The 19,832-nt window shown below is 60.2% G+C and carries 21 protein-coding genes; 17 read left to right on the top strand and 4 right to left on the bottom strand.

Features of this window, described 5'->3' with window-relative positions; translation table 11 throughout:
* The first annotated feature begins 81 nt into the window (after positions 1-81).
* The 4 genes from ACWKWM_RS07725 (at position 82) to ACWKWM_RS07710 (ending at position 2,849) form a co-directional block, all read left to right on the top strand.
* A complete protein-coding gene (locus ACWKWM_RS07725; protein WP_483845574.1) occupies positions 82-489 on the top strand; it encodes an SRPBCC family protein in 408 nt (135 codons plus the stop codon).
* A 213-nt stretch (positions 490-702) separates the two neighbouring features.
* Complete coding sequence (locus ACWKWM_RS07720; RefSeq protein WP_483845573.1) at positions 703-1,443, top strand: MFS transporter; 741 nt, start codon at positions 703-705, stop codon at positions 1,441-1,443.
* A gap of 62 nt (positions 1,444-1,505) precedes the next feature.
* Positions 1,506-1,919: a hypothetical protein gene (locus ACWKWM_RS07715; RefSeq protein ID WP_483845572.1), complete on the top strand. Its 414-nt coding sequence runs from the start codon at positions 1,506-1,508 to the stop codon at positions 1,917-1,919.
* Between the two features lie 249 nt (positions 1,920-2,168).
* The gene (locus tag ACWKWM_RS07710; RefSeq protein ID WP_483845571.1) at positions 2,169-2,849 is read left to right on the top strand and encodes a GntR family transcriptional regulator; all 681 of its coding nucleotides are present in this window, start codon (positions 2,169-2,171) and stop codon (positions 2,847-2,849) included.
* Between the two features lie 436 nt (positions 2,850-3,285).
* On the opposite strand, the gene ACWKWM_RS07705 is transcribed toward ACWKWM_RS07710, so the two are convergent.
* Positions 3,286-3,612, bottom strand: coding sequence for an NIPSNAP family protein (locus tag ACWKWM_RS07705; RefSeq protein ID WP_483845570.1), 327 nt, complete (start codon positions 3,610-3,612; stop codon positions 3,286-3,288).
* Positions 3,613-3,777: 165 nt separating this feature from the next.
* Between ACWKWM_RS07705 and ACWKWM_RS07700 the strand changes: the two genes are divergently transcribed.
* The 11 genes from ACWKWM_RS07700 to ACWKWM_RS07650 all read left to right on the top strand — a co-directional run bounded on the left by ACWKWM_RS07700 (position 3,778) and on the right by ACWKWM_RS07650 (position 14,382).
* On the top strand, positions 3,778-4,668 hold the full coding sequence (locus ACWKWM_RS07700) for an NAD(P)-dependent oxidoreductase (protein ID WP_483845569.1): 891 nt from the start codon (positions 3,778-3,780) through the stop codon (positions 4,666-4,668).
* Positions 4,669-4,706: 38 nt separating this feature from the next.
* On the top strand, positions 4,707-6,134 hold the full coding sequence (locus ACWKWM_RS07695; protein ID WP_483845568.1) for an aldehyde dehydrogenase family protein: 1,428 nt from the start codon (positions 4,707-4,709) through the stop codon (positions 6,132-6,134).
* Positions 6,135-6,225: 91 nt separating this feature from the next.
* Entirely contained in the window at positions 6,226-6,621 is a 396-nt protein-coding gene (locus ACWKWM_RS07690; RefSeq protein WP_483845567.1) for a carboxymuconolactone decarboxylase family protein, read from the top strand.
* Positions 6,622-6,677: 56 nt separating this feature from the next.
* Entirely contained in the window at positions 6,678-8,018 is a 1,341-nt protein-coding gene (locus ACWKWM_RS07685) for an MFS transporter (RefSeq protein WP_483845566.1), read from the top strand.
* A gap of 13 nt (positions 8,019-8,031) precedes the next feature.
* Positions 8,032-8,970, top strand: coding sequence for an NAD(P)-dependent oxidoreductase (locus ACWKWM_RS07680; RefSeq protein WP_483845565.1), 939 nt, complete (start codon positions 8,032-8,034; stop codon positions 8,968-8,970).
* Complete coding sequence (locus ACWKWM_RS07675; RefSeq protein ID WP_483845564.1) at positions 8,967-9,356, top strand: cupin domain-containing protein; 390 nt, start codon at positions 8,967-8,969, stop codon at positions 9,354-9,356. Before ACWKWM_RS07680 ends, ACWKWM_RS07675 begins: the two co-directional genes overlap by 4 nt.
* A gap of 121 nt (positions 9,357-9,477) precedes the next feature.
* Positions 9,478-10,239 carry a carboxymuconolactone decarboxylase family protein gene (locus tag ACWKWM_RS07670; protein WP_483845563.1) on the top strand — a complete coding sequence of 254 codons (762 nt, stop codon included), beginning with the start codon at positions 9,478-9,480 and terminating at the stop codon, positions 10,237-10,239.
* Positions 10,240-10,254: 15 nt separating this feature from the next.
* Positions 10,255-11,103 carry an N-acyl homoserine lactonase family protein gene (locus ACWKWM_RS07665; protein ID WP_483845562.1) on the top strand — a complete coding sequence of 283 codons (849 nt, stop codon included), beginning with the start codon at positions 10,255-10,257 and terminating at the stop codon, positions 11,101-11,103.
* Positions 11,100-11,867 carry an SDR family oxidoreductase gene (locus ACWKWM_RS07660; RefSeq protein WP_483845561.1) on the top strand — a complete coding sequence of 256 codons (768 nt, stop codon included), beginning with the start codon at positions 11,100-11,102 and terminating at the stop codon, positions 11,865-11,867. Before ACWKWM_RS07665 ends, ACWKWM_RS07660 begins: the two co-directional genes overlap by 4 nt.
* Before the next feature lie 251 nt (positions 11,868-12,118).
* Entirely contained in the window at positions 12,119-13,462 is a 1,344-nt protein-coding gene (locus ACWKWM_RS07655) for an MmgE/PrpD family protein (protein WP_483845560.1), read from the top strand.
* Positions 13,463-13,488: 26 nt separating this feature from the next.
* Positions 13,489-14,382, top strand: coding sequence for an NAD(P)-dependent oxidoreductase (locus tag ACWKWM_RS07650; protein WP_483845559.1), 894 nt, complete (start codon positions 13,489-13,491; stop codon positions 14,380-14,382).
* Between the two features lie 87 nt (positions 14,383-14,469).
* On the opposite strand, the gene ACWKWM_RS07645 is transcribed toward ACWKWM_RS07650, so the two are convergent.
* Positions 14,470-15,876, bottom strand: a complete 1,407-nt coding sequence (locus tag ACWKWM_RS07645; protein WP_483845558.1) for an ATP-binding protein — start codon at positions 15,874-15,876, stop codon at positions 14,470-14,472.
* A gap of 169 nt (positions 15,877-16,045) precedes the next feature.
* Complete coding sequence (locus tag ACWKWM_RS07640) at positions 16,046-16,996, bottom strand: GlxA family transcriptional regulator (protein WP_483845557.1); 951 nt, start codon at positions 16,994-16,996, stop codon at positions 16,046-16,048.
* Between the two features lie 477 nt (positions 16,997-17,473).
* Here ACWKWM_RS07640 and tam point away from each other — a divergent pair, with 477 nt between their 5' ends.
* Positions 17,474-18,238, top strand: coding sequence for a trans-aconitate 2-methyltransferase (gene tam / locus ACWKWM_RS07635; RefSeq protein ID WP_483845556.1), 765 nt, complete (start codon positions 17,474-17,476; stop codon positions 18,236-18,238).
* A gap of 94 nt (positions 18,239-18,332) precedes the next feature.
* Here the strand turns inward: tam and ACWKWM_RS07630 are convergent, their stop codons facing one another.
* On the bottom strand, positions 18,333-18,863 hold the full coding sequence (locus ACWKWM_RS07630; protein WP_483845555.1) for a winged helix-turn-helix transcriptional regulator: 531 nt from the start codon (positions 18,861-18,863) through the stop codon (positions 18,333-18,335).
* Positions 18,864-19,437: 574 nt separating this feature from the next.
* Here ACWKWM_RS07630 and ACWKWM_RS07625 point away from each other — a divergent pair.
* Positions 19,438-19,832 (top strand): phage infection protein (locus ACWKWM_RS07625; protein ID WP_483845554.1); only part of this gene is annotated, 395 nt, incomplete at its 3' end.

Raw genomic sequence — 19,832 nt, 5'->3', positions numbered from 1 at the left:
GTGGCCGCGCTCCGGTGGCGACGTAATGCATAACCCGGCGATTTCATCGCCTTTGAATCACCTCTTTTCTGGAGAATTTCCATGGCAACTGCTTCTGCTTCTTTGAGTCTGCCGGTGTCCGCGGACAAGGTCTGGCAATTGGTGGGCGGCTTCTTGTCGCTACCGGATTGGCTGCCATTCATTACCAGCAGTGAACCGGCCGAAGGCGGACGTATTCGCAAACTCACCGCCGAGGACGGCGCATCGATCACCGAGCGTCTGGAAACCTTCGACAATCAGGCGCGTACCTACAGCTACTCAATCACCGAGGGGCCGTTCCCGGTTACCGATTACGTGGCGACGCTGCAGGTGGCCGCTGTTGGCGATAACCAGACGCAAGTCACCTGGTCCGGGCGTTTCACCCCTGATGGCATTACCGATGCCGAGGCGTCTGCCTTGTTTCAGGGCATCTACGATGGAGGTCTTGAAGCGCTGAAAGCGAATTTCTAAAGCGATATTGAGCGTCGGGATGAACGATCCCGCTTTTGTTGGAGAGGCTTGTCCGCGAAGCTGGGAGTGCGGTGTGTCAGGTAAATCGCGTCGTAAGCTTCGCGGGCAAGCCTCGCTCCAACAGTTGGTCTTCAACAATAACCGCACACCCGTACAACACCCGGCATGGCATTTGCGGCTAACGTAGGAAGATCCTTCGCACGAGTGCTTCCCATGCAGCTGAAAACACCCGGGCCTGCCCGAATCTTGAGCCGACAAGGCAGCTTCTGGGTGGCGGCCGCTGTTGTCGTGCACACGTTGTGGACCAGCGCCGCACCCGCCATGACCTATCCGCTTTACGCACGTGAATGGCAACTGACGCCCACCGTCACCACGATGATTTTCGCGGTGTTCCCCATCGTTGTGGTCCTGACCTTAATCCTGCTGGGAGACTTGTCGGATTACATCGGCCGGCGCAGCGCGATGCTATTGGGAATGCTGGCATCGCTGATTGGCGTGCTGCTGTTTGCCTTGGCGCCCAGCGTCATCTGGCTGCTGGTGGGACGTGCGTTCATGGGGATTGGCGTCGGGTTGTCGGCGGGCCCGTCTGCGGCAGCGGTGGTCGAATTCAGCGCGCCGGGCAAAGCCAAACAGGCCGGCTCCATCACCACCGCGTCCCAAGCGCTGGGGCTGGCGGCGGCACTGATCATCAGCGGTGGGTTGATTCAATACGCGCCGTTTCCTACGCGGTTGAGCTTCTGGCTGCTGGCCGTGGTGCTGCTGGCGATTCTGGTCGGGGTCTGGCACTTGCCGCGCCATACCAAAGCCGAAAGCAGCAAGCGCTGGCAACTGCGTCTGCCCAATGTGCATAAGCCGTTGCGCCGGATGTTTCTGGTATCGGTGACGGCGGTGCTCAGCGCCTATTCAGTCGGGGCGACGATGCTGTCGCTGGGCTCGCAGATTGCCACGACCTGATCGGCTCCAGCAACGCGCTGGTCAACGGCAGCGCGATTTCCTTGTTTGCGGTTGCGGTCGGTGTGACCGGGATCGTTGCCCGCCGTTTCACTCCCAATCTGTCAATCATTCTCGGCGGCGGATTTGCCATCGGCGGCATGCTGCTGCTGATCCTGGCCACCTCCACTCACGCGTTATCGGTGTTCCTGCTTTCCAGCGCCAGCAGTGGTGCGGGCTACAGCTTGCTGTTCATGGGCGGGCTTAATGCCATCAATGCCCACGCACCAATGCATCACCGCGCAGGCACGCTGTCGGCGCTGTTTCTGGTGGCGTACCTGATGCAGGGCGTGGTCGCGATGTTGCTGGGGAGGGCGGCCACCGCGTGGGGGCTGGACATGGCGATCGATGTCGGCTGCGTGGCGTTGGCGTTATTGAGCCTGGGGGCGATTTTGCTGGTGTTTTTTGTGCCCAAGACCGAGGTGCCGCAACCCCTGTGATGCTTTGGTCGACGCCCTGTAGGAGCGAACTTGTTCGCGAGGCGCCCTGACTGACACACCCAGCTAGCCGCCTCGCCAACACGTTGGCTTCTACAGAGGCGCCGTCTGCCTTTTAAAATTTCCGAAACGGCCTGTAATACAATACGATTGCTGAGCACGTTGCCGATCATGATGATTCGCCGCGTTCGCTTCACGCGACGGCCACTGGCCGTTGCAGCAATGAAATGTACAGGTCTTAGGGAATCCAACATGAAGGTACAACGCCAGGCGTCTTCCTTGCGGCATCAGGTGCAGGATGCACTGCGCAACGAAATCATCTCCGGCCGTTTCAAACCGGGCGATCGACTGGTGGAGCAGCAGCTCTACACCGCGCTGGACGTCAGCCGCACTTCACTGCGCGAGGCACTGCGCCAGCTGGAAGCCGAGGGCCTGGTTGAACAGGTTCCCCATCGTGGGGCTTACGTGGCATCGGTGGATGCCAAAGATGCGATTCAGATTTACGACGTGCGCGGCGCCCTGGAAGTGCTCGCCGTGCGCAACTTCGTGCGCTATGCCAGTGACGAAGACGTGGCAGAGCTGGCCGAGGTTTTCGACGAATTCGAACAGCAATCGCGCACATCGAAAGTCGATGGCACGACGTTGCTGGACATCAAACGGCGCTTTTATAACGTGCTGCTGGACATTGATCAGAGCCGCGTAGTAGGTGGCATGCTGGAGCAACTGAATAACCGCGTGAGCCTGCTGCGCGCGCTGTCGCTGGGGCGTGAGGGTCGGATGGTTCACACCTTGGCCGAATTGAAAGAAATCGTGCGCATGATCAAGCTGCGCGATGAAGCCGGGGCCTGTGCCGCAGCGCTGCTCCACGTCGAAAACGCCTCGAAAAATGTGTTGGAGTTGTTGGCGTTGAACGACGTACACGCCACGCAGTAGCGGCATGACCGATCACTGTAGGCGCGAACTTGTTCGCGAAGCGTCCGGCCTGACGCTCCGCTTAAACCGCCTCGCCAACAAGTTGGCTCCTACAGGTTCTGCGAATCGCCGGGCATTCTGCGCCACTCTGTAGGCGCGAACTTGTTCGCGAAGCGTCTGGCCTGACACACCGCTTAAACCGCTTCGCCAACAAGTTGGCTCCTACGGGTTCTGCGATCGCCGGGCATTCTGCGCCACTCTGTAGGAGCGAACTTGTTCGCGAAGCGTCTGGCCTGACGCACCGCTTAAACCGCCTCGCCAACAAGTTGGCTCCTGCAGGTTCTGCGATCGCCGGGCATTCTGCGCAACTCTGTAGGCGCGAACTTGTTCGCGAAGCGTCTGGCCTGACACACCGCTTAAACCGCTTCGCCAACATGTTGGCTCCTACAGGGCTATTTCAGCGCAACGCTGAGTAAGCCGTCGGCGTCAGGAACTGGTTTTCGATGCGCTGAACGATGATCGCCTCGGCTTCGCTGGCGGCACGTTTGGCGATCCATTCCGCGTCGCTCTGGAAGGCGTTCCACTTGGTTTCTCGGTCAGCCAGGCTGTCCCACTTCACCAGATACGTCAGCGTCTGGTTGCTGTCGCCGGTGAGCGACGTCCAGAAGCCGATCTGCTCGATCCCGTATTTTTCGAAAAACCCCAATGTGGTCGTAGTGAAGCGCTCGTGCAGGGCAGGCAGGCGGCCCGGTGCGCAGTGGTAAATGCGTAACTCAACGATCATGTTCAGCCCCTCAAGTGATTACCGGTCGAGAAATAGGCAAAGTAGCCTATTGACCGATTGTATGACAGTCCTATAGTTTTGTTGCAACTGCTGACGCGTACCGGGCAGAAAAAAGTCGTTCGGTGTCGTCGTTTACCCGCTCAAGAAAAACAATAGGGCACGAATATGAATCAACCACAACGGATCGGCTTCATCGGCCTTGGCATGATGGGCGTGCCGATGACCACCTGCCTGAACAAAGCCGGTTTTCAGTTGTTCCTCGCTGACGCCGATTCAGCGCGCTTGCAAGATATTGAAACCACCCTCGGCGCGACCGCGCTCACAGCAGAAAATGCCCAGTCCCTCGACGTCCTGATCACCATGCTGCCCAACTCCAGCATCGTCGAAAGCGTCTTGCTGGGCGCGGACGGCAAGTCCGGCTGGGCTGCATCGCTGTCAGCGCAAGCCGTGGTGATCGACATGAGCTCCTCCGAACCTGCACGCTCCCGCCAATTGGGGCAAAAACTCAACGACCTAGGTCTGGCTTATCTGGACGCGCCAGTGTCCGGCGGTGTCAAACGCGCGGTCGATGGCAGCCTGGCAATTCTGGTCGGTGGCGACCCGGCGATCATGGCGCGTTGTCAGGCGGTACTTGAGGCCATGGGCAAAAACATCCTGCACATCGGCGAAGCTGGTTCCGGTCATGCGGCCAAGGCGCTGAACAATTTTGTGTCCGCTGCGGGCCTGATGGCGACGGTTGAAGCCCTGCATGTCGCCAAGCGTTTCGGCATTGATCCCGGCGTCATGGTCGATGTGCTCAACGCCTCCAGCGGCGGCAGCAACACATCACTGAACAAGGCCAAGCAATTCATGCTCAGCGGCACCTTCGGCTCCGGGTTTTCCATGCAGCTGATGAACAAGGACTTGAAAATCGCCAAGGGCCTGGCCGACGGTCTGGATTACCCGCTGACCTTCGGCCAGCGCGCGATCAAGGTCTGGGACGAGGTGGCGCAGGATTCCACGCCCACCACCGACCACACCGAGATGTACCGGATGCTGGCCAAAGAAGGCGAGTAACTCTCAGCCACGTCTCGATTTTCAACGGAGCACATCACATGTCCCGTGCAGCCAGTTTCTACATCGACGGACAATGGGTCCAGCCACACGCACCGGCCTGGTTTGACGTCATCGATCCTGCCACCGAAACCGTGATCGACCGCCTGGCCCTGGGCGATGCAACAGACGTCGATCGCGCCGTTGCTGCGGCGCGCAAAGCCTTGCCGGCGTACGCGCAAACCAGCGTCCAGCAACGCATCGACCTGCTGCGCCGAATCATCTCGATCTACGAGCGCCGGCAGGAAGAGTTCGCCCAGGCCATGCGCCTGGAAATGGGCTCGCCGATCAGCGCATCACGCAATTTCCAGGTGCCGCGGGGTTGGCTGCATCTGAATCAGCTCATTGAAGTGCTGAAACGTTTCGAATTCGAACAGCGCCAGGGCAGCACGGTATTGCGCTACGAGCCGGTAGGCGTGTGCGGCCTGATCACTCCGTGGAACTGGCCGATCAATCAGATCGTGGTCAAGGTCGGTCCAGCACTGGCGGCGGGTTGCACCATGGTCCTCAAACCCAGCGAATACTCGCCGCTCAGCAGTCTGTTGTTCGCCGAAGTGCTGGACGAGGCGGGTGTGCCCGCCGGCGTATTCAATCTGGTCAGTGGCGATGGCCCGGGTGTCGGCGCTGCGCTGTCGGCGCATCCAGACATCGACATGGTCTCGTTCACCGGCTCCACCCGAGCCGGCGTGCAAGTGGCCAAATCCGCCGCCGACACGGTCAAGCGCGTGGCCCAGGAGTTGGGCGGCAAGTCGGCCAATATTTTGCTGGATGATGTCAATCTGCAGGATGCGGTCACCCGTGGCGTCGCCGCGAGTTTCACCAACAGTGGCCAGTCATGCTCGATCCCGACACGGATGTTGATCCCGCGCAGCCTGATGAGCGATGCCGTGCAGATCGCCAGGCAAGCGGCCGAGGCATTCAAGGTCGGCGCCACTGATGACGAATCGACCCAGCTTGGGCCGCTGGTCAATCGTGCGCAGTTTCGTCGGGTGCAGGCGTTGATCCAGCAGGGCATCGACGAGGGCGCAGAACTGGTGACCGGTGGCGTTGGCATGCCCGAAGGCCTGAGCCGGGGTTACTTCGTTAAACCCACCGTCTTCGCCAACGTCACACCGACGATGAGCATCGCCCAGGAAGAAATCTTCGGCCCGGTGCTGTCGATGATCCCCTACGACAGCGAAGCCGAAGCGATTCAGATCGCCAACGGCACGCACTACGGCCTGGCGGCTTACGTGCAATCGGCCGATCAGCAGCGTGCGCGCAATGTCGCCCGCGCGTTGCAGGCCGGCAGTGTGCATCTGAATTACCCGCCCGCTGATTTCGCCGCGCCGTTCGGTGGCTACAAGCGCTCAGGCAACGGGCGGGAGTGGGGCGAGTTCGGGCTGCGCGAGTATCTGGAAGTGAAATCCATGGTGGGGTATGGGGACTGACAACCGCCTGTAACACCGCCTGCTGCACAAAAAAATTTGCTGGTTTTGACTGTATGACAATCAGTCGATCTTACGAAAAGTGGAGATGAAGATGGACGACAACGAACGCTTCAATCAGGGCTTCAACAATCGCAAGGAAGTGCTTGGCGACCGCCACGTAGAAAAATCCTGGGCGGCGGCGGATGACTTCAACCGCCCGATGCAAAAACTGGTGACCGAAGTCTGCTGGGGTGAAATCTGGGGCGACGCCACATTGCCGTTCAAGACCCGCAGCATCATCAACCTGGCGATGCTCACCGCCCTCAGCCAGCACCATGAATTGGGCGTGCATGTGCGCGGCGCCTTGCGCAATGGCGTCACCAAAGACGAAATCCGCGCGGTGCTGATGCAGGCCTCGGTCTATTGCGGCGTGCCGTTGGGGCTGGCGGCCTTCCGGGTCGCGTCCGACGCCATCAAGGCCTACGAAGCAGAAGTCGCCGCAGGCTGATAGCCCCAACACACACCGACACGCTTGCCGTCCAACAATAATTATAAGGAACCGTCATGAGCACCATTGCCCAGGCCAGACCACTGGCCGAGACCGATCAGTCGATCGAGAAGAAAAGAAGAAACGCGATCAAGGGCGCATTCTTCTCCGAATACATCGATATGTTCGACATCTACCTGCCGGTCGTCGTGCTGTCCCCGGTGTTGTTCTTCTTCCAGCCTGCCCAGCTGTCTCCGGGCATGGCGGCGATTCTCGCCTCACTGGTGTTCATCACCACGCTGCTGGGGCGGCCCATCGGCGCACTGTTGTTCGGCATGATCGCCGACAAGACCGGGCGGCGCATGGCGTCTATTTATTCGGTGTCGGGGTTCGGTGTGGTGACGCTGCTGATCGCCTTGCTGCCCGGCTACGAAACCATTGGCATCGCGTCGTACTGGGCACTGGTGATCCTGCGCTTCGTCGACGGGATTTTCCTCGGCGGCGGCTACACCGGCGCCATGCCGTTGGCTATCGAATATTCGAAAAAGCATCAGCGCGGCTTCGTCGGCGGGCTGATCATCGCCGGGTTCCCGTTGGCGTACGTCAGCATCAACCTGGTGGCGATGCTGATGTTCATGCTGTTCCCGCTGGCAGGGCCCGATTCGCCTTATGTGCAGTGGGGCTGGCGGATTCCCTTCGTGATCGGCGCGCTGCTGGCCGGTGTGTTGGCGCTGTATTACGTGTACGCCGTTTCGGAATCGGAAATATGGGAAGAAGACGCCGAAAAAAAACCACGGGAAAAACTTCCGCTCACCGACCTGCTCAAAGGCAAAAGCGGTCGTAACCTGCTGCAAGTGCTGTTGATGATGACCGGCTTCTGGCTGACACAAAACATCATCACCATCTTCCTGCCCACCGGTTTGTTGGTGAACATCTTGCACCTGTCGGGGTTGCAAGTGACCGGCACGCTGCTGGTCTGCTACTCGGTGCTGTTCTTCACCTACATCGCTTCCGGAATGATCGGCCAGAAAATCGGACGTCGGCGTTTCTTCCTCATTCTTGGGCCAGTCATCGCCACGGTGGGCGCGGGCGTGATGTACGTGCTGGCCAACGTGCCGGGGCTGTCGCTGCCGGTGATCATGACCCTGGTGTGCCTGATGTCGGTGTTGGTGACTTCGCCGTGGGGCGTGATCGTGACCTACATCAACGAGCGCTTTGTGACTGACGTGCGCGCCACCGGGTTCGGTGTCGGCTTCAGCCTGTCGGTGATCATTCCTTCGTTCTACGCGTTTTATATGGCCTGGCTGGGGCAGATCATCCCGTTCAGCGTGACCCCGGCAGTGTTGCTGGTGGTGGGCGGCGTGATCGCGACCATCGGCGCATACATGGGCCCGGAAACCAAAGACGTGGATTTCTGATGCGCGATCTTTATTGCGTGCTGCACACAGGAGAACAGGTGTGACTAACAAAACCATTGGCTTCATCGGCCTGGGCAACATGGGCGGACGCATGACTCGCTGTCTGGTGGATGCCGGCCTCAACGTGATCGGTTACGACACCGACGCGCAGCGGGTGAAGACCGCAGGTGCCCAGGTGGCCGAGTCCATCGCCACGGTGGCGGCCGAGTCCGGCGTGATTCTGTTGTCATTGCCCGACAGCAAGGTGGTCGAGGCGGTGGTGGAGGGCGCCGAAGGCTTGCTGCGTCATTGCCGTGAAGGCCAGATCGTTGTCGATTTGAGCACCGCAGCGGCCAGTTCAACCGTGCGTTTGCACGGCCTGTTCGCCGAGCGCGGGGTGCAGTACCTCGATGCCGGTATTTCTGGCGGCGCTGCAGCGGCTGAAAAGGGTGCGCTGACGCTGATGGTCGGGGGTGATGAAGCGACGGTCACGGCGTTGGAATGGGTGTTTGCGCCCATTGCCAGCAAGGTTTTTCGCATGGGCGACAGCGGCGCCGGACACACCACCAAGACGCTTAATAATTTCCTTAACGCGGTGAGCCTGGCAGCCACGGCCGAGGTCATGGTCGCGGGCAAGAAAGCCGGGCTGGATCTGCACCAATTGCTCGACGTACTCAACAGCAGCAGCGGGGTGAATTTCGCCACACAGAAGCGCTTTCCGTTCATCGTCGATGGCGATTATCTGGAAGGCGGCCTGACCGGCAAGCTGATGAACAAAGACGTGGTGTTGTACATCGACCGCCTGCGTGAACTTGGCGTCGCCTCGCTCAATGCTTCCGGCCCATTGGCGAGCTTCGGCTTGCAGGTGGCGCTGGGTTATGGCGACCAGATCAGCAACAAAGTCGTGGACGCCATCGGCGATATGTCGGGCGGCGTACGGCTCCACGAACCCTATTCAGGAGACAGCAAATGAAGGTTATTCACGGCAGTGTTGAAGGTGCAATTTCCGAGCAGCGCGGCGCGACGTTCAGCGGCGTGGTGTGGGCCGACCCAGTGATGCCGACCACCGACGGCGTGACCATTAACAACGTGTCATTCAACCCTGGCGCACGCACGTTCTGGCATTTTCATGAGTTCGGCCAGGTGCTGTACGTCACGGCGGGCAGCGGCTGGATCTGTCTGGAAGGCAATGAGCCACAAGTGATTCGTCAGGGCGACACCGTATGGATCGGCCCCAACGAGCGGCATTGGCATGGCGCCAACACTGAAAATTTCATGGTGCACACCGCGACCTCCATTGGCAAAACCGTGTGGCAGGAAGCAGTCGCCGAACACGATTATTTGCGCGCGGTGCGTTGAGCCCGCGACCTGCTGTTTCTGTAGGAGCCAACTTGTTGGTGAGGCGACTGATGCGCGGTATTACGTCTGCCGCCTCGCGAATAAATTCGCTCCTACAGGAAGAAGATATGAGGAATTCCGCATGAGCCTCACCCAAGCACAACAACGCGCCAAAGAGGCGTTGGAACGTAGCAGCCCCTGGAGCCCGGCATGGGACAGCCTGCTGCGGCTCGACCCCGGTTTTGTCGAGGCCTACGCCGGTTTTGCCGCGGTGCCATGGCAGAAGAATCATCTGGAAAACAAGGTCAAGGCCTTCATCGGCATCGCGGCCAGTGCGGCGGCGACGCACCTGTATCAGCCGGGTATTGGGGAGCATCTGCGTATCGCCATCGCTCACGGTGCCACACGCGAAGAGCTGACCGAAGTGCTGGAGTTAATCAGCACCGTCGGCATCCACGCCTCGAACGTCGGCGTGCCGGTGTTGCTGGAGGTACTGGAAGAAGAAGGGCTGCGCGACGGCCCGGAACCGCTGGACGCACGACGTGAAGCGCTGAAAGCCAGCTTCATCGAAAATCGCGGCTACTGGCATTCCTCCTGGGAAGGGCTGCTGGAGCTGGACCCCGAGCTGTTCGACGCCTACGTCGAATTCTCGTCAGTGCCTTGGCGCAGCGGCGTGCTGCCGCCCATGGTCAAGGAGCTGATGTATTGCGCCTTCGACGCCGCCGCCACGCACCTTTACGTGCCAGGCCTGAAGCTGCACATGCGCAACGCCCTCAAGTACGGCGCAACCAAAGAACAACTGATGGAAATGCTCGAAATCGTCAGCGTGATCGGCATTCACGGCGCGCTCGTCGCAGCGCCGATGCTGGAGCAGGCGCTGGGCGAAACGGGCACTCACTCATAAGCAATCGGAGTCGACATGAACAACAATAATCCGACGACCGCCGCACAACCGGACTGGACCAACCCCGAGGTGATCGTCGTGCGCTACGGCACCCGGCAAACCACCAAAAGCGAGTGCTACTACAACTATGGCGCGTACCGGGAACCGGACGCCGAACTCACCATGGATTACTTCTTCTGGATCTTTCGCACTGACGAGCAAGTCATCGTCATCGACACCGGGTTCAGCCCGGAAGCAGCCATCGCGCGCAAGCGTCAACCGGTGGTCAAACCCGCCGATGCACTGGCGCGGTTGGGTATCGACCCGGCCGAGGTCAAGCTGCTGGTGCTGACTCATGCGCACTACGATCACGCCGGTAACCTCGGCTTGTATCCCAATGCCGAGATCGTCATGTCCCGGCGCGAATTCGAGTTTTGGGGCACTGACATGGGCAAGCGCCCGCAGTACGCTCATCAGATCGATCCGCTGGACATCGAACGGATTCAGGCACTGGCCGACGCCGGGCGTATCACCTTTCTCGACGGGCCGCGCAACACGCTGATCCCCGGCATCGAACTGCACGAGCTTGGCGGTCACACGCCGGGGCAACTGGCGCTGGTGGTGGAAATGCCCGAGGGCCCGGTGATCCTGGCGTCCGATGCCGTGCACTACTACGACGAATTCGAGCAGGACCGCCCGTTCGCCGTGCTCGACAGCCTGGCTGACATGTACAAGGGCTACGAGCAGATTCGCGAATGGTTGCAACGGCCTGGTGCGTTGATGATTCCCGGGCATGACCCGGATGTGATGAATCGCTTTGCGCCGGTGGATCGGGCTGATCCTTCGTTTGCTGTGCGCATTGATTCATCGGGAGCCGGGATATGAAGGGCAAGCGCGCGCTGATCACCGGATCGTCCAACGGGCTTGGCCTGGCGATGGCGTCAGGCTTGGCGGCGGCGGGATGTGACGTAATGCTGCACGGGCTTGAATCGCCGGGGTACATGCATAAGACCTGTGGTGATCTGGCTCGGGAGTTCGGTGTTGAAGTCGGCTACGTGCAGGCCGACCTTTCTCAACACGCAGGCGTCGAGGCGATGATGGAGGCGGCAGGCGCGATTGATGTGCTGATCAACAACGCCGTAGTGAGGTACTTCGCGTCGATTGAAGATTTTCCGGCCGAGCGCTGGGATCAGGCGCTGGCGGTGAATCTCACGGCAGCCTTTCATGCGGTGCAGTTGAGCTTGCCCGGCATGCGCGCGCGGGGCTGGGGGCGGATTTTCAACCTGTCTTCGGCGTATGGCTCGCGGGCGATTGCCAACCGCATCGACTACGTCACCACCAAGACCGCATTGCTCGGTTTCACCCGCGCCGTGGCCATCGAAACACAGGGGCAGGGCATCACCTGCAACGCGGTGTGTCCGGGGTCAGTGTTGACGCCGAACATCGAAGGGCGGCTGACCGAACTGATGGCCCGCAAGCAACTGGATCGCCAGACGGCAACGCGCGAGTTTCTGGTGGGCAAGCAGGGCACCGGGCGGTTTGTCGATGCGAGCCATGTCGCCGATTTGATCGTGTTCCTGTGCAGCGATTCCGGAGCGTCTATCACCGGCGCAACCTTGCCGGTGGATGATGGGTGGTTGGCGGGGTGAGACGGATGCTGACTTTCTGTAGGAGCCAACTTGTTGGCGAGGGCCTTAATGCGGTCCATCAGTGAAGCCGCCACGCGAACAAGTTCGCTCCTACAGAGTTCATACGCCGCATCATTCGAGCAAGAGCACACACTTTGTGGGAGCGGACCCGTCCGCGAACACTGTTCGCCAGGCGCTAAAGAGGCCTCGGATGCCCCGTCTTTTCCTGTTCACATTGACAGCTGCAAGCGCAACACAACAACGGAGCCACCATGAAGTCACCCGCTGTCACTCGCCCGCTGTGCGAATTCATTGAGCGCACGACGTGGGCTGATATACCGCCGGCGGTGCGCCATGAAGCCAAGCGCGCGCTGATCAATTATTTCGCCGTGGCGCTGGCCGGTTGCAACGACCCGGACGTGGACAAGGCCGTGACGCTGTTCCAGCGCTTCAACGCTGGCGGCTCGGCCCATGTCATTGGGTGTACAGGCGCCACAGACATGCTCAACGCCGCGTCGCTCAACGCCATGAGCGCCAACGTATTCGACTTCGACGACACCCACATCCCGACCATCATTCACCCCACGGCTCCGGTGGCTGCCGCGTTGTTCGCCTTGGCCGAAACTCAACCCATGACCGGCGAACAACTGCTGCTGGCGTTCGTGCTGGGGGTCGAGGTTGAGTGCCGTCTGGGCATGGCCATCTCGCCTGAACACTATCGACGCGGCTGGCACATCACCTCGACCTGCGGCGTGTTCGGCGCCGCAGCGGCGGTCGGCAAAGCGCTGAAACTGGATGCTCAAGAGCTGGCGTGGGCGATGGGCAATGCCAGCGCGCAAGCCTGCGGTCTGGTGGAAACCCTGGGCAGCGCTTCAAAAAGCCTCGGTGTCGGTAACGCAGCGCGCAACGGCCTGCTGTCTGCGTTACTGGCTCAAGACGGTTTCAGCGGCCCCGAATACCCGCTTGAGGGCGAGCGCGGATTTCTCAACGTCATGGGCGAAAGCCCGAACTATGCCGACATCATCGAAGGGCTGGGCGAACGCTGGGCGTTGAACGCCAACACCTACAAACCTTATTCGTGCGGCGTGGTACTCAACCCGGTGATCCAAGCTTGCCTTGAGTTGTCGCGGGACCGCCGCTGGACGCTGGAGGACATCACCCGTATTGAACTCACCGGCCATCCGTTGCTGCGACAACGCACCGACCGCCCGAATATTCAGTCCGGACGCGAGTCGCAAGTCAGCGCGCAACATGCCGTTGCCGTGGCGCTGGCAACCGGCAAGGCGGGCCTCGCCGAATTCAGTAACGCAGCCGTAGCCGACCCGCGTTCACGTGCGCTTTACCCCTTGCTGCGCTTTATCGACGACGCCGATTACGCGGTGGAATCAGCGCAGGTCCGGCTGTTTTTCAAGTCCAGCGAAACCCTCACGCACTCCATTGACGTATCGCTGGGCAGTCTGGCGGCGCCGCTTGGCGATCAGTTTCTGGAAAACAAACTGCGCGAGCTTGCCGAATTCGGCGGCTCAGGCTGCGCGCCTGGGCCGCTGATCGAGGCGTTGTGGTCGCTGGAAGGCACTGCCGACGTCAGCAGCGTCATGCGCATGGCCCACGGCTAACATTCAACTCATTCAGGAACCGAGACATGACTGACAAACAACTGGGCTTTATCGGCGTCGGCGTAATGGGCCGTCCCATGGCGCGACGGCTGCTCGAGCAGGGCCATTCGCTGGTGATTTTCGACAAGGATCCGGCTGCCCTGGCCGAGCTTTCCGGCCTGGGTGCGCGGGTTGCCGAGAGTGTGCGGGACGTGGCCGACAGCGCTGAAATCATCTTCACCAGCCTGCCGAGCCCGGCGATTTTCAAGGCCGTGGCGCTGGGTGCTGACGGCATCGTCGACGGCAGCGCGGTGCGGATTCTGGTGGACCTTTCGACGGTGGGTTCCCGCGCCTCGCAGGAAGTCGCGGCGGGGTTGCTCAAGCGCGGCATTGAAACGGTCGACGCGCCGGTCAGTGGTGGTGCGGCGGGAGCCAGCAAAGGCACGCTGGCGCTGATGGTCGCTGGCAAACCCGAAGCGGTGGCCCAGGTGCGCCTGTTGTTCGACGTGTTCGGCAAAGTGTTCATCGTCGGCGAGCAGGCCGGGCAGGGGCAATTGTTGAAGCTGTTGAACAACATGCTTTCGACCACAGCGTTCGCGATCACCTCAGAAGCCTTCGTCGCGGGCGTCAAGGGCGGACTCGATCCCCAAGTGATGATGGACGTGATCAACGCTGGTAGCGGCAAGAATGGCGCCACCCTGGACAAATTTCCCAAGCACGTGCTGCCCGGCACCTTCGACTTCGGCTTTCCGGTGTCCAGCGTGTGCAAGGACATCGGTCTTGCGATCGAAGAATGCCAGGCCCTCGGCGTGCCGATGTGGCTGGGCCAGGCCGCGCGACAATTGTGGACCGTTGCCGCGCAGCAGGATGGCGGTGGACGGGATCTGACTGAGTTGGTGCGAACGGTGGAGGGTTGGTCGCAAGCGAAACCGTCTCTGTAGGAGCCAATGCGTTGGCGATAATCTTGTGGTGAATCAGGTCAACCGCCTCGCGAACAAGTTCGCTCCTACAGGTATGGCGGTTGGCGCTCATGGGGTCATCAGGCATGCCCGGGTCGATTCCAGCAATCGGTAGGATCTGAAAGGCCCTTCGATGCTGATCATCAGCAGTGATTTCTGCGTCAGGCCGACCACGCAATCGATTGCTCGCAGGCGGTCGATGCCGTCGGGTTCTGCTGCGTTGCACAGCCTGTCCAGGGTCAGCTTGCCATCCAGTCGTGCGATGCGCCGGAGCACTTTCTGCTCGTCGGCTTCAAGCAGGCCATAGCTCCATTGCAATGATGCCTGCAACGACTGATGGCGCGGGGCAGTGGTGCGCAGGCCCGCCGCCAGCGATCCAAGATCATCCTGAAGGCTTAGCGCCAATTCAAAAAGCCCGAGGGTCGCCGCACGCGTGGCGGCCATTTCCAGTGCCAGGGGCATCCCTTCGGTTCGGCGGCAAACTTCGCCGATCAGCTCGACGCTTTGATCATCCAGTTGGCTGTCGCAGACGTTGGCGCAGCAGCTGTTCTGCTGACGCGCGTGTCGCATGAACAGCTGCGCGGAGGGGTTGAGCATTATCTGTTCGCGGGTGGCGTCGCGGGCAGGCACGCACAGTGGCGGCACGCGCATGCCACGCTCACCGGCCACGCGCAACGGCTCGCGACTGGTGGCGAGGACTGTGAGCAGGGGGCACTGACGCACCAGCGCATCAACCATTTGGGCGGCCACCGCCACGAGGTGCTCACAGTTATCGAGCACGATCAGATGCGGCGCGTGTTTAAGGTGGGCGATGAGCATAAGTAGCAGCGTGTCATCTTCGCCCCCCTCGACGCCCAGCGCCTGAGCCAGCGCGGCCATGACCTGCTGGGGGTGGGTCAAGTCGGCGAGCGCCACGAATGTCACGGGGGTGTCGCTGCTCTGCGCAAAACGCTGGGCGACGGTGATCGCCAGTACGGTTTTACCAATGCCGCCTGCGCCGGTGAGGGTCAGGATCGAGGTGTCGTTCAGCGCCTGACAGACGTGATCGATCAGGCAGTCGCGACCGATGAGCGTGGTCACGACCGGCAAGTGGCTGATGTGCCTGAGGGCGCGGTGGTGCGGGAGGGGCGGGGAGTCCTGCGCCTCACTTTCGGCCGGGTCGATATCGGGCTTGTCGTTTACCAGCAGATAGCCACGGCCAGCGAGGGTGCGTATCAGGTTGCGGTCTTTGCCCAGCGCCTTGCGCAGCGCAGAAATATGCACCTGCAGGTTGTTCTCGACCACGATGCTGTCGGGCCAGACGTCGGTCAGGATTTGCTCCTTGGTGACCAATGTCCCTTGGTGGCGAATCAGCAGTTGGAGAATGTCAAAGGCGCGCTCGCCAATCGGGACCGCCTGACCTTGCCTGAGCAAAATCCTGCGTTCCAGAAATACTTCGGTTTCGCCCAGCCCTTTCATGTCGTTCACGCTGTCCATAATGACTCCGGCTGCGGTCGCTGGCAGCGTCTGACCCCAGGTCCGAGGCGCCGAGCGGCAAGAGCAGAAGTTTATAGTGGCAGGGAAGGGCATCCGAATGAGGTGAGCGAGGGGAGCGAATCGGCCATCGCGGTGCCGAGGACGGACACAGACAGCGCTGTCCGGGCGATTAGCCGAATTGCTGACGATATTGTGAGGGTGTCAGCCCCAAGCGGTCATCGAACAACACGCGCATGTGCCGCACGCTGCCGAAGCCGCTGCGAAAGGCCACGGTCTTGAGTGGCAGGTCACTGCTTTCCAGCAGTTCTCGCGCCCGATCGATGCGTGCGTTCTGGATGAATTCCATGGGCGTCATGCCTACATCCCGGGCAAACACGCGGGCGAAGTGACGGGCGCTCATGTTCGCAAGACACGCCATGCCTTCAACGGTAAAAGCCTCATCCAGGTGCGCCAGTACGTGATTCTGCACCCGGGTGACCGGTGAGTCCTCTGCAGACACAGCGGCCATCATCGGGCTGAATTGCGCCTGCCCGCCTTGGCGCTTCATCACCACCAGCAGCACTTTGGCAACGTCCACCGCGACTTTTTTGCCGTGGTCTTGTGCCACCACTGCCAACGCCATGTCAATGCCTGCGGTGACTCCACCCGAGGTCAGCAGGCGCCGGTCGTGGATGTAGATTTGATCGGTGCTGACGCGGGCCTTCGGAAAGCGTTTGCTTAGGCGCTCGATGTAATTCCAGTGGGTGGTGACGTGATGTTCATCGAGCAGCCCGGCCTGACCCAAAATGAACGCGCCAGTGCAGACGGAGCCATATTGAGTGGACTGTCGAGCCGCTTCGCTCAGCCATGACAGAAGGCGCGAGTGGCGAATGTTGTAGGCGCCGGGGCCACCGGGCACCAACAGCAGATCGAAGTTGTGGCGGGCCTCGGCGATGCAGGTGTCGGGCAGCACCTTGACCCCGCTGGAGGCGCGGATGGCAGTGGGTTCAGTGCCGATGGTAGTTATCTGGTAGCCGTCATCCTGACTCAGGTAGCGGTTGGCGATCGAGAAGACTTCGATGGGGCCTGCCATGTCCAGCAGGAGAAAGTCGGGGAACAGTACAATCGCAACGGTTTTCATGACGCTGGCATCGCTGAATACACAATTGGCGACATTATGCCGAGGTTTGAGTGTGAGTGGGGTGATGTATCGGCGGTGTATGCCTATTCGCGGACAAGGCCGCTCCCACGAGTTTTGAGTCAGATCGGGTTTACCAGGCAGTGTTGGAGCGAGGCTTGCCCGCGAAGCTAGCGCCTCGGTCTTACCTGACACTGCGCATCGTCAGCTTCGCGGGCAAGCCTCGCTCCAACAACATTTGATTTAGACCAAAAAATCAGCAGCGGCCCAGATCCAATGTGGGAGCGAACCTGTTCGCGAAGGCGGTGGTTGGGTCGGTGGAGATGCAGCGGATGGACCGGCCTCTTCGCGGACAGGTCCGCTCCCACGGTTGTGTGCCAGGTCAAAAGATCACCAGCACCTCAGATCCATCAATGGGATTTGTAAACGTCGCCGGCAAAATCTAGGCTGTGCAGCACAACAACTCACAGGAGGGACCCCATGACTTGGTCTGCCAAGCAATATTCGACGTTCGAACAAGAGAGGACCCGGCCGGTTCGTGATCTAGTGGCGGCCATCGCTACGTCTGACGTGCAGGTGGCGGTTGATTTGGGCTGTGGCCCCGGTAACTCGACCCAAGTACTGGCCGAGCGTTTCCCACAAGCGAGCGTTACTGGCATGGACAGCTCGGACGATATGCTGGTGAGCGCACGTGAACGCTTGCCCTCCCTCAACTTCGCGTTGGCGGACATTGAGAATTGGAACCCGGATCAGACTTTTGACGTGATCCTCGCTAACGCCTCTCTGCAATGGGTGCCTGATCACGCCACGCTGTACCCGCGCCTGCTGAGCAAGCTCAATCCCGGCGGCAGCCTCGCCGTGCAAACCCCGGACAACATGGAAGAGCCGTCCCATCGACTCGCTCGTGAAGTGGCGGCGCAGGGCCCTTGGGCGAGCAAGATCGGCAGCGTTCGCCATCCGCCGCGCCATAACGCCACCTTCTACTTTGAGCTGCTGCAACCGCTGGCAAGTTCAGTGGATGTCTGGCGCACCACCTACCACCACCCGCTGAAAGGCGGCCATCAGGCAGTGGTTGAATGGTTCAAAGGATCAGCGTTGCGGCCGTATCTGGCGCCGCTCGATGAAGCGCAAAAGGCAGCGTTTCTTGAGCGGTACTTGCAGGCCATCAGCGAAGCTTATCCGGCGCTGTCAGACGGTAGCGTGCTGTTGCCGTTCCCCCGCCTGTTTGTCGTCGCTCGTCGCTGAGGTTGGAAGTTGCGTCGGCTCAGCTCCGGCCTGCAGGAAATCCCGGGCCATTTGCAGGATTTCCTCGGATAACGGACTGCTGCTTGCCAGAGCCTCAGTCCGTCACCGCTTTTTTGCTTTTGCGGAAGTTACGGCGTTTCTCTTCACGTTCGGCCTCGAAGGCTCCGCTAATCTTGCGGTCCAGCATAGTCATGGAGAACGGCCAGGCTTCAGGCGGGATCTTCCAGTTTTCGTCGACAACCTCACCGGTTGGTTTGTAAGTAAGTGTCACGGCCGGCTCCTCGCCAGACGAGCAATATTGCATGCCCCAGGCGCGCAGCAGTAGCAGTATAGGATCAAGCGCCAGGCCTTTTTCGGTGGCGTAGTACTCGTAACGTTCAGGCTTTTCGTTATACAAGCGGCGTTCGATGATGCCGTCCTTTTCCAGGCGCTTTAGCCGGGTGGACAGCAAGTACGAAGAGGCGCCCAGTTGCGCCTGAATATCGTCGAATCGTCGCGTGCCCAGACTCAGCTCGCGCATGATCATCAGGGTCCAGCGGTCGCCCACGGCTGCAAGTGATTTCGCAACCGGGCATACGGTGGAACCCACGTCATCCCAGCCCATTTTCTTGTCCCCTGTTTGCATCGTTGGCTGCTCGCTTTTCCCGTCTTGGGTTGGCGCACGGTGGCAGTTCGGAGTGAAGCGGGAAATATACCTCCTAGACTTCATCTATTGAAGCTTAAGCGTCGGGCTGCCTGCCGGTCTTGGGTTGAGCCCTTCGACGGGCGGAGTGGAGACCCTGAGGCGCATCGCTGCCTCGACGCAATCGTTTGAATTGAATGGAGTTCCTGCTGAAAGTTTTAAGCTTGCGAACTAAGAAAGACTTTCATCCATATTGAACAGCTCGATCGAATGGCTATTTTTAAAATTTTTTCGGGCCAAATTGGTGCAGAAAACTGCGTTTTAAATGTTTGAACTGTACAACTTTTAACGCTTATACCCACGTATGATGCGCGAACAGTGAATAGTGTTTTATTGTACGAATCACAATGGCGGTTGCCATGAATCGAGTCCCGCTGTAGCGCTCGTCGCAACGACACGCCTGCACCGCCGCAGAGGCGTCGAACCCGTGATGGGGATGGGGCTATGCTCAACAGGCTTGATTCGTCGTCTGACTGCACTGATCTGGGCATCACGCTCACATCATCGAAATGGACACTTGGAGCAATCGGTTATGAAAAGGCAATTAATGTGGAGCCTGGCGCTTTCCGTGCTTACGCTCAGTGTGTCGGCCGCCTACGCCGCCGATGATGTGAGCGACTGCAAACCCGTCGCAGAAAATGGATCTGATCATGTAGGTGTCAACCGAACGGCTTCCGACGGCACCGACCACGTGGGCGCCAATAAAGTAGCGTCCGATGGTTCGGATAAAGTCGGAGCGAACCGTGTTGCTTCTGACGGCTCCGATAAAGTCGGCGCTAACCGCGTTGCTTCGGACGGCTCAGATAAAGTTGGCGCTAACCGCGTTGCTTCAGATGGCTCCGATAAAGTTGGCGCTAACCGCGTTGCTTCCGACGGCTCCGATAAGGTTGGCGCTAACCGCGTTGCTTCGGA

The organism is Pseudomonas rosaeacicularis (genome assembly GCF_057128745.1).
Note: the sequence above shows the minus strand (reverse complement) of the source record. Positions and strands in the feature narration are given on the sequence as shown.

Excerpts from the sequence above, each read along its gene's own strand:
- ACWKWM_RS07640 (WP_483845557.1), bottom strand. The coding sequence starts at position 16,996 with ATGAAAACCGTTGCGATTGTACTGTTCCCCGACTTTCTCCTGCTGGAC.
- ACWKWM_RS07690 (WP_483845567.1), top strand. The coding sequence starts at position 6,226 with ATGGACGACAACGAACGCTTCAATCAGGGCTTCAACAATCGCAAGGAA.
- ACWKWM_RS07660 (WP_483845561.1), top strand. The coding sequence starts at position 11,100 with ATGAAGGGCAAGCGCGCGCTGATCACCGGATCGTCCAACGGGCTTGGC.
- ACWKWM_RS07710 (WP_483845571.1), top strand. The coding sequence starts at position 2,169 with ATGAAGGTACAACGCCAGGCGTCTTCCTTGCGGCATCAGGTGCAGGAT.
- ACWKWM_RS07695 (WP_483845568.1), top strand. The coding sequence starts at position 4,707 with ATGTCCCGTGCAGCCAGTTTCTACATCGACGGACAATGGGTCCAGCCA.
- ACWKWM_RS07705 (WP_483845570.1), bottom strand. The coding sequence starts at position 3,612 with ATGATCGTTGAGTTACGCATTTACCACTGCGCACCGGGCCGCCTGCCT.
- ACWKWM_RS07665 (WP_483845562.1), top strand. The coding sequence starts at position 10,255 with ATGAACAACAATAATCCGACGACCGCCGCACAACCGGACTGGACCAAC.
- tam (WP_483845556.1), top strand. The coding sequence starts at position 17,474 with ATGACTTGGTCTGCCAAGCAATATTCGACGTTCGAACAAGAGAGGACC.
- ACWKWM_RS07655 (WP_483845560.1), top strand. The coding sequence starts at position 12,119 with ATGAAGTCACCCGCTGTCACTCGCCCGCTGTGCGAATTCATTGAGCGC.
- ACWKWM_RS07725 (WP_483845574.1), top strand. The coding sequence starts at position 82 with ATGGCAACTGCTTCTGCTTCTTTGAGTCTGCCGGTGTCCGCGGACAAG.
- ACWKWM_RS07645 (WP_483845558.1), bottom strand. The coding sequence starts at position 15,876 with ATGGACAGCGTGAACGACATGAAAGGGCTGGGCGAAACCGAAGTATTT.
- ACWKWM_RS07700 (WP_483845569.1), top strand. The coding sequence starts at position 3,778 with ATGAATCAACCACAACGGATCGGCTTCATCGGCCTTGGCATGATGGGC.
- ACWKWM_RS07650 (WP_483845559.1), top strand. The coding sequence starts at position 13,489 with ATGACTGACAAACAACTGGGCTTTATCGGCGTCGGCGTAATGGGCCGT.
- ACWKWM_RS07720 (WP_483845573.1), top strand. The coding sequence starts at position 703 with ATGCAGCTGAAAACACCCGGGCCTGCCCGAATCTTGAGCCGACAAGGC.
- ACWKWM_RS07630 (WP_483845555.1), bottom strand. The coding sequence starts at position 18,863 with ATGCAAACAGGGGACAAGAAAATGGGCTGGGATGACGTGGGTTCCACC.
- ACWKWM_RS07670 (WP_483845563.1), top strand. The coding sequence starts at position 9,478 with ATGAGCCTCACCCAAGCACAACAACGCGCCAAAGAGGCGTTGGAACGT.
- ACWKWM_RS07685 (WP_483845566.1), top strand. The coding sequence starts at position 6,678 with ATGAGCACCATTGCCCAGGCCAGACCACTGGCCGAGACCGATCAGTCG.
- ACWKWM_RS07675 (WP_483845564.1), top strand. The coding sequence starts at position 8,967 with ATGAAGGTTATTCACGGCAGTGTTGAAGGTGCAATTTCCGAGCAGCGC.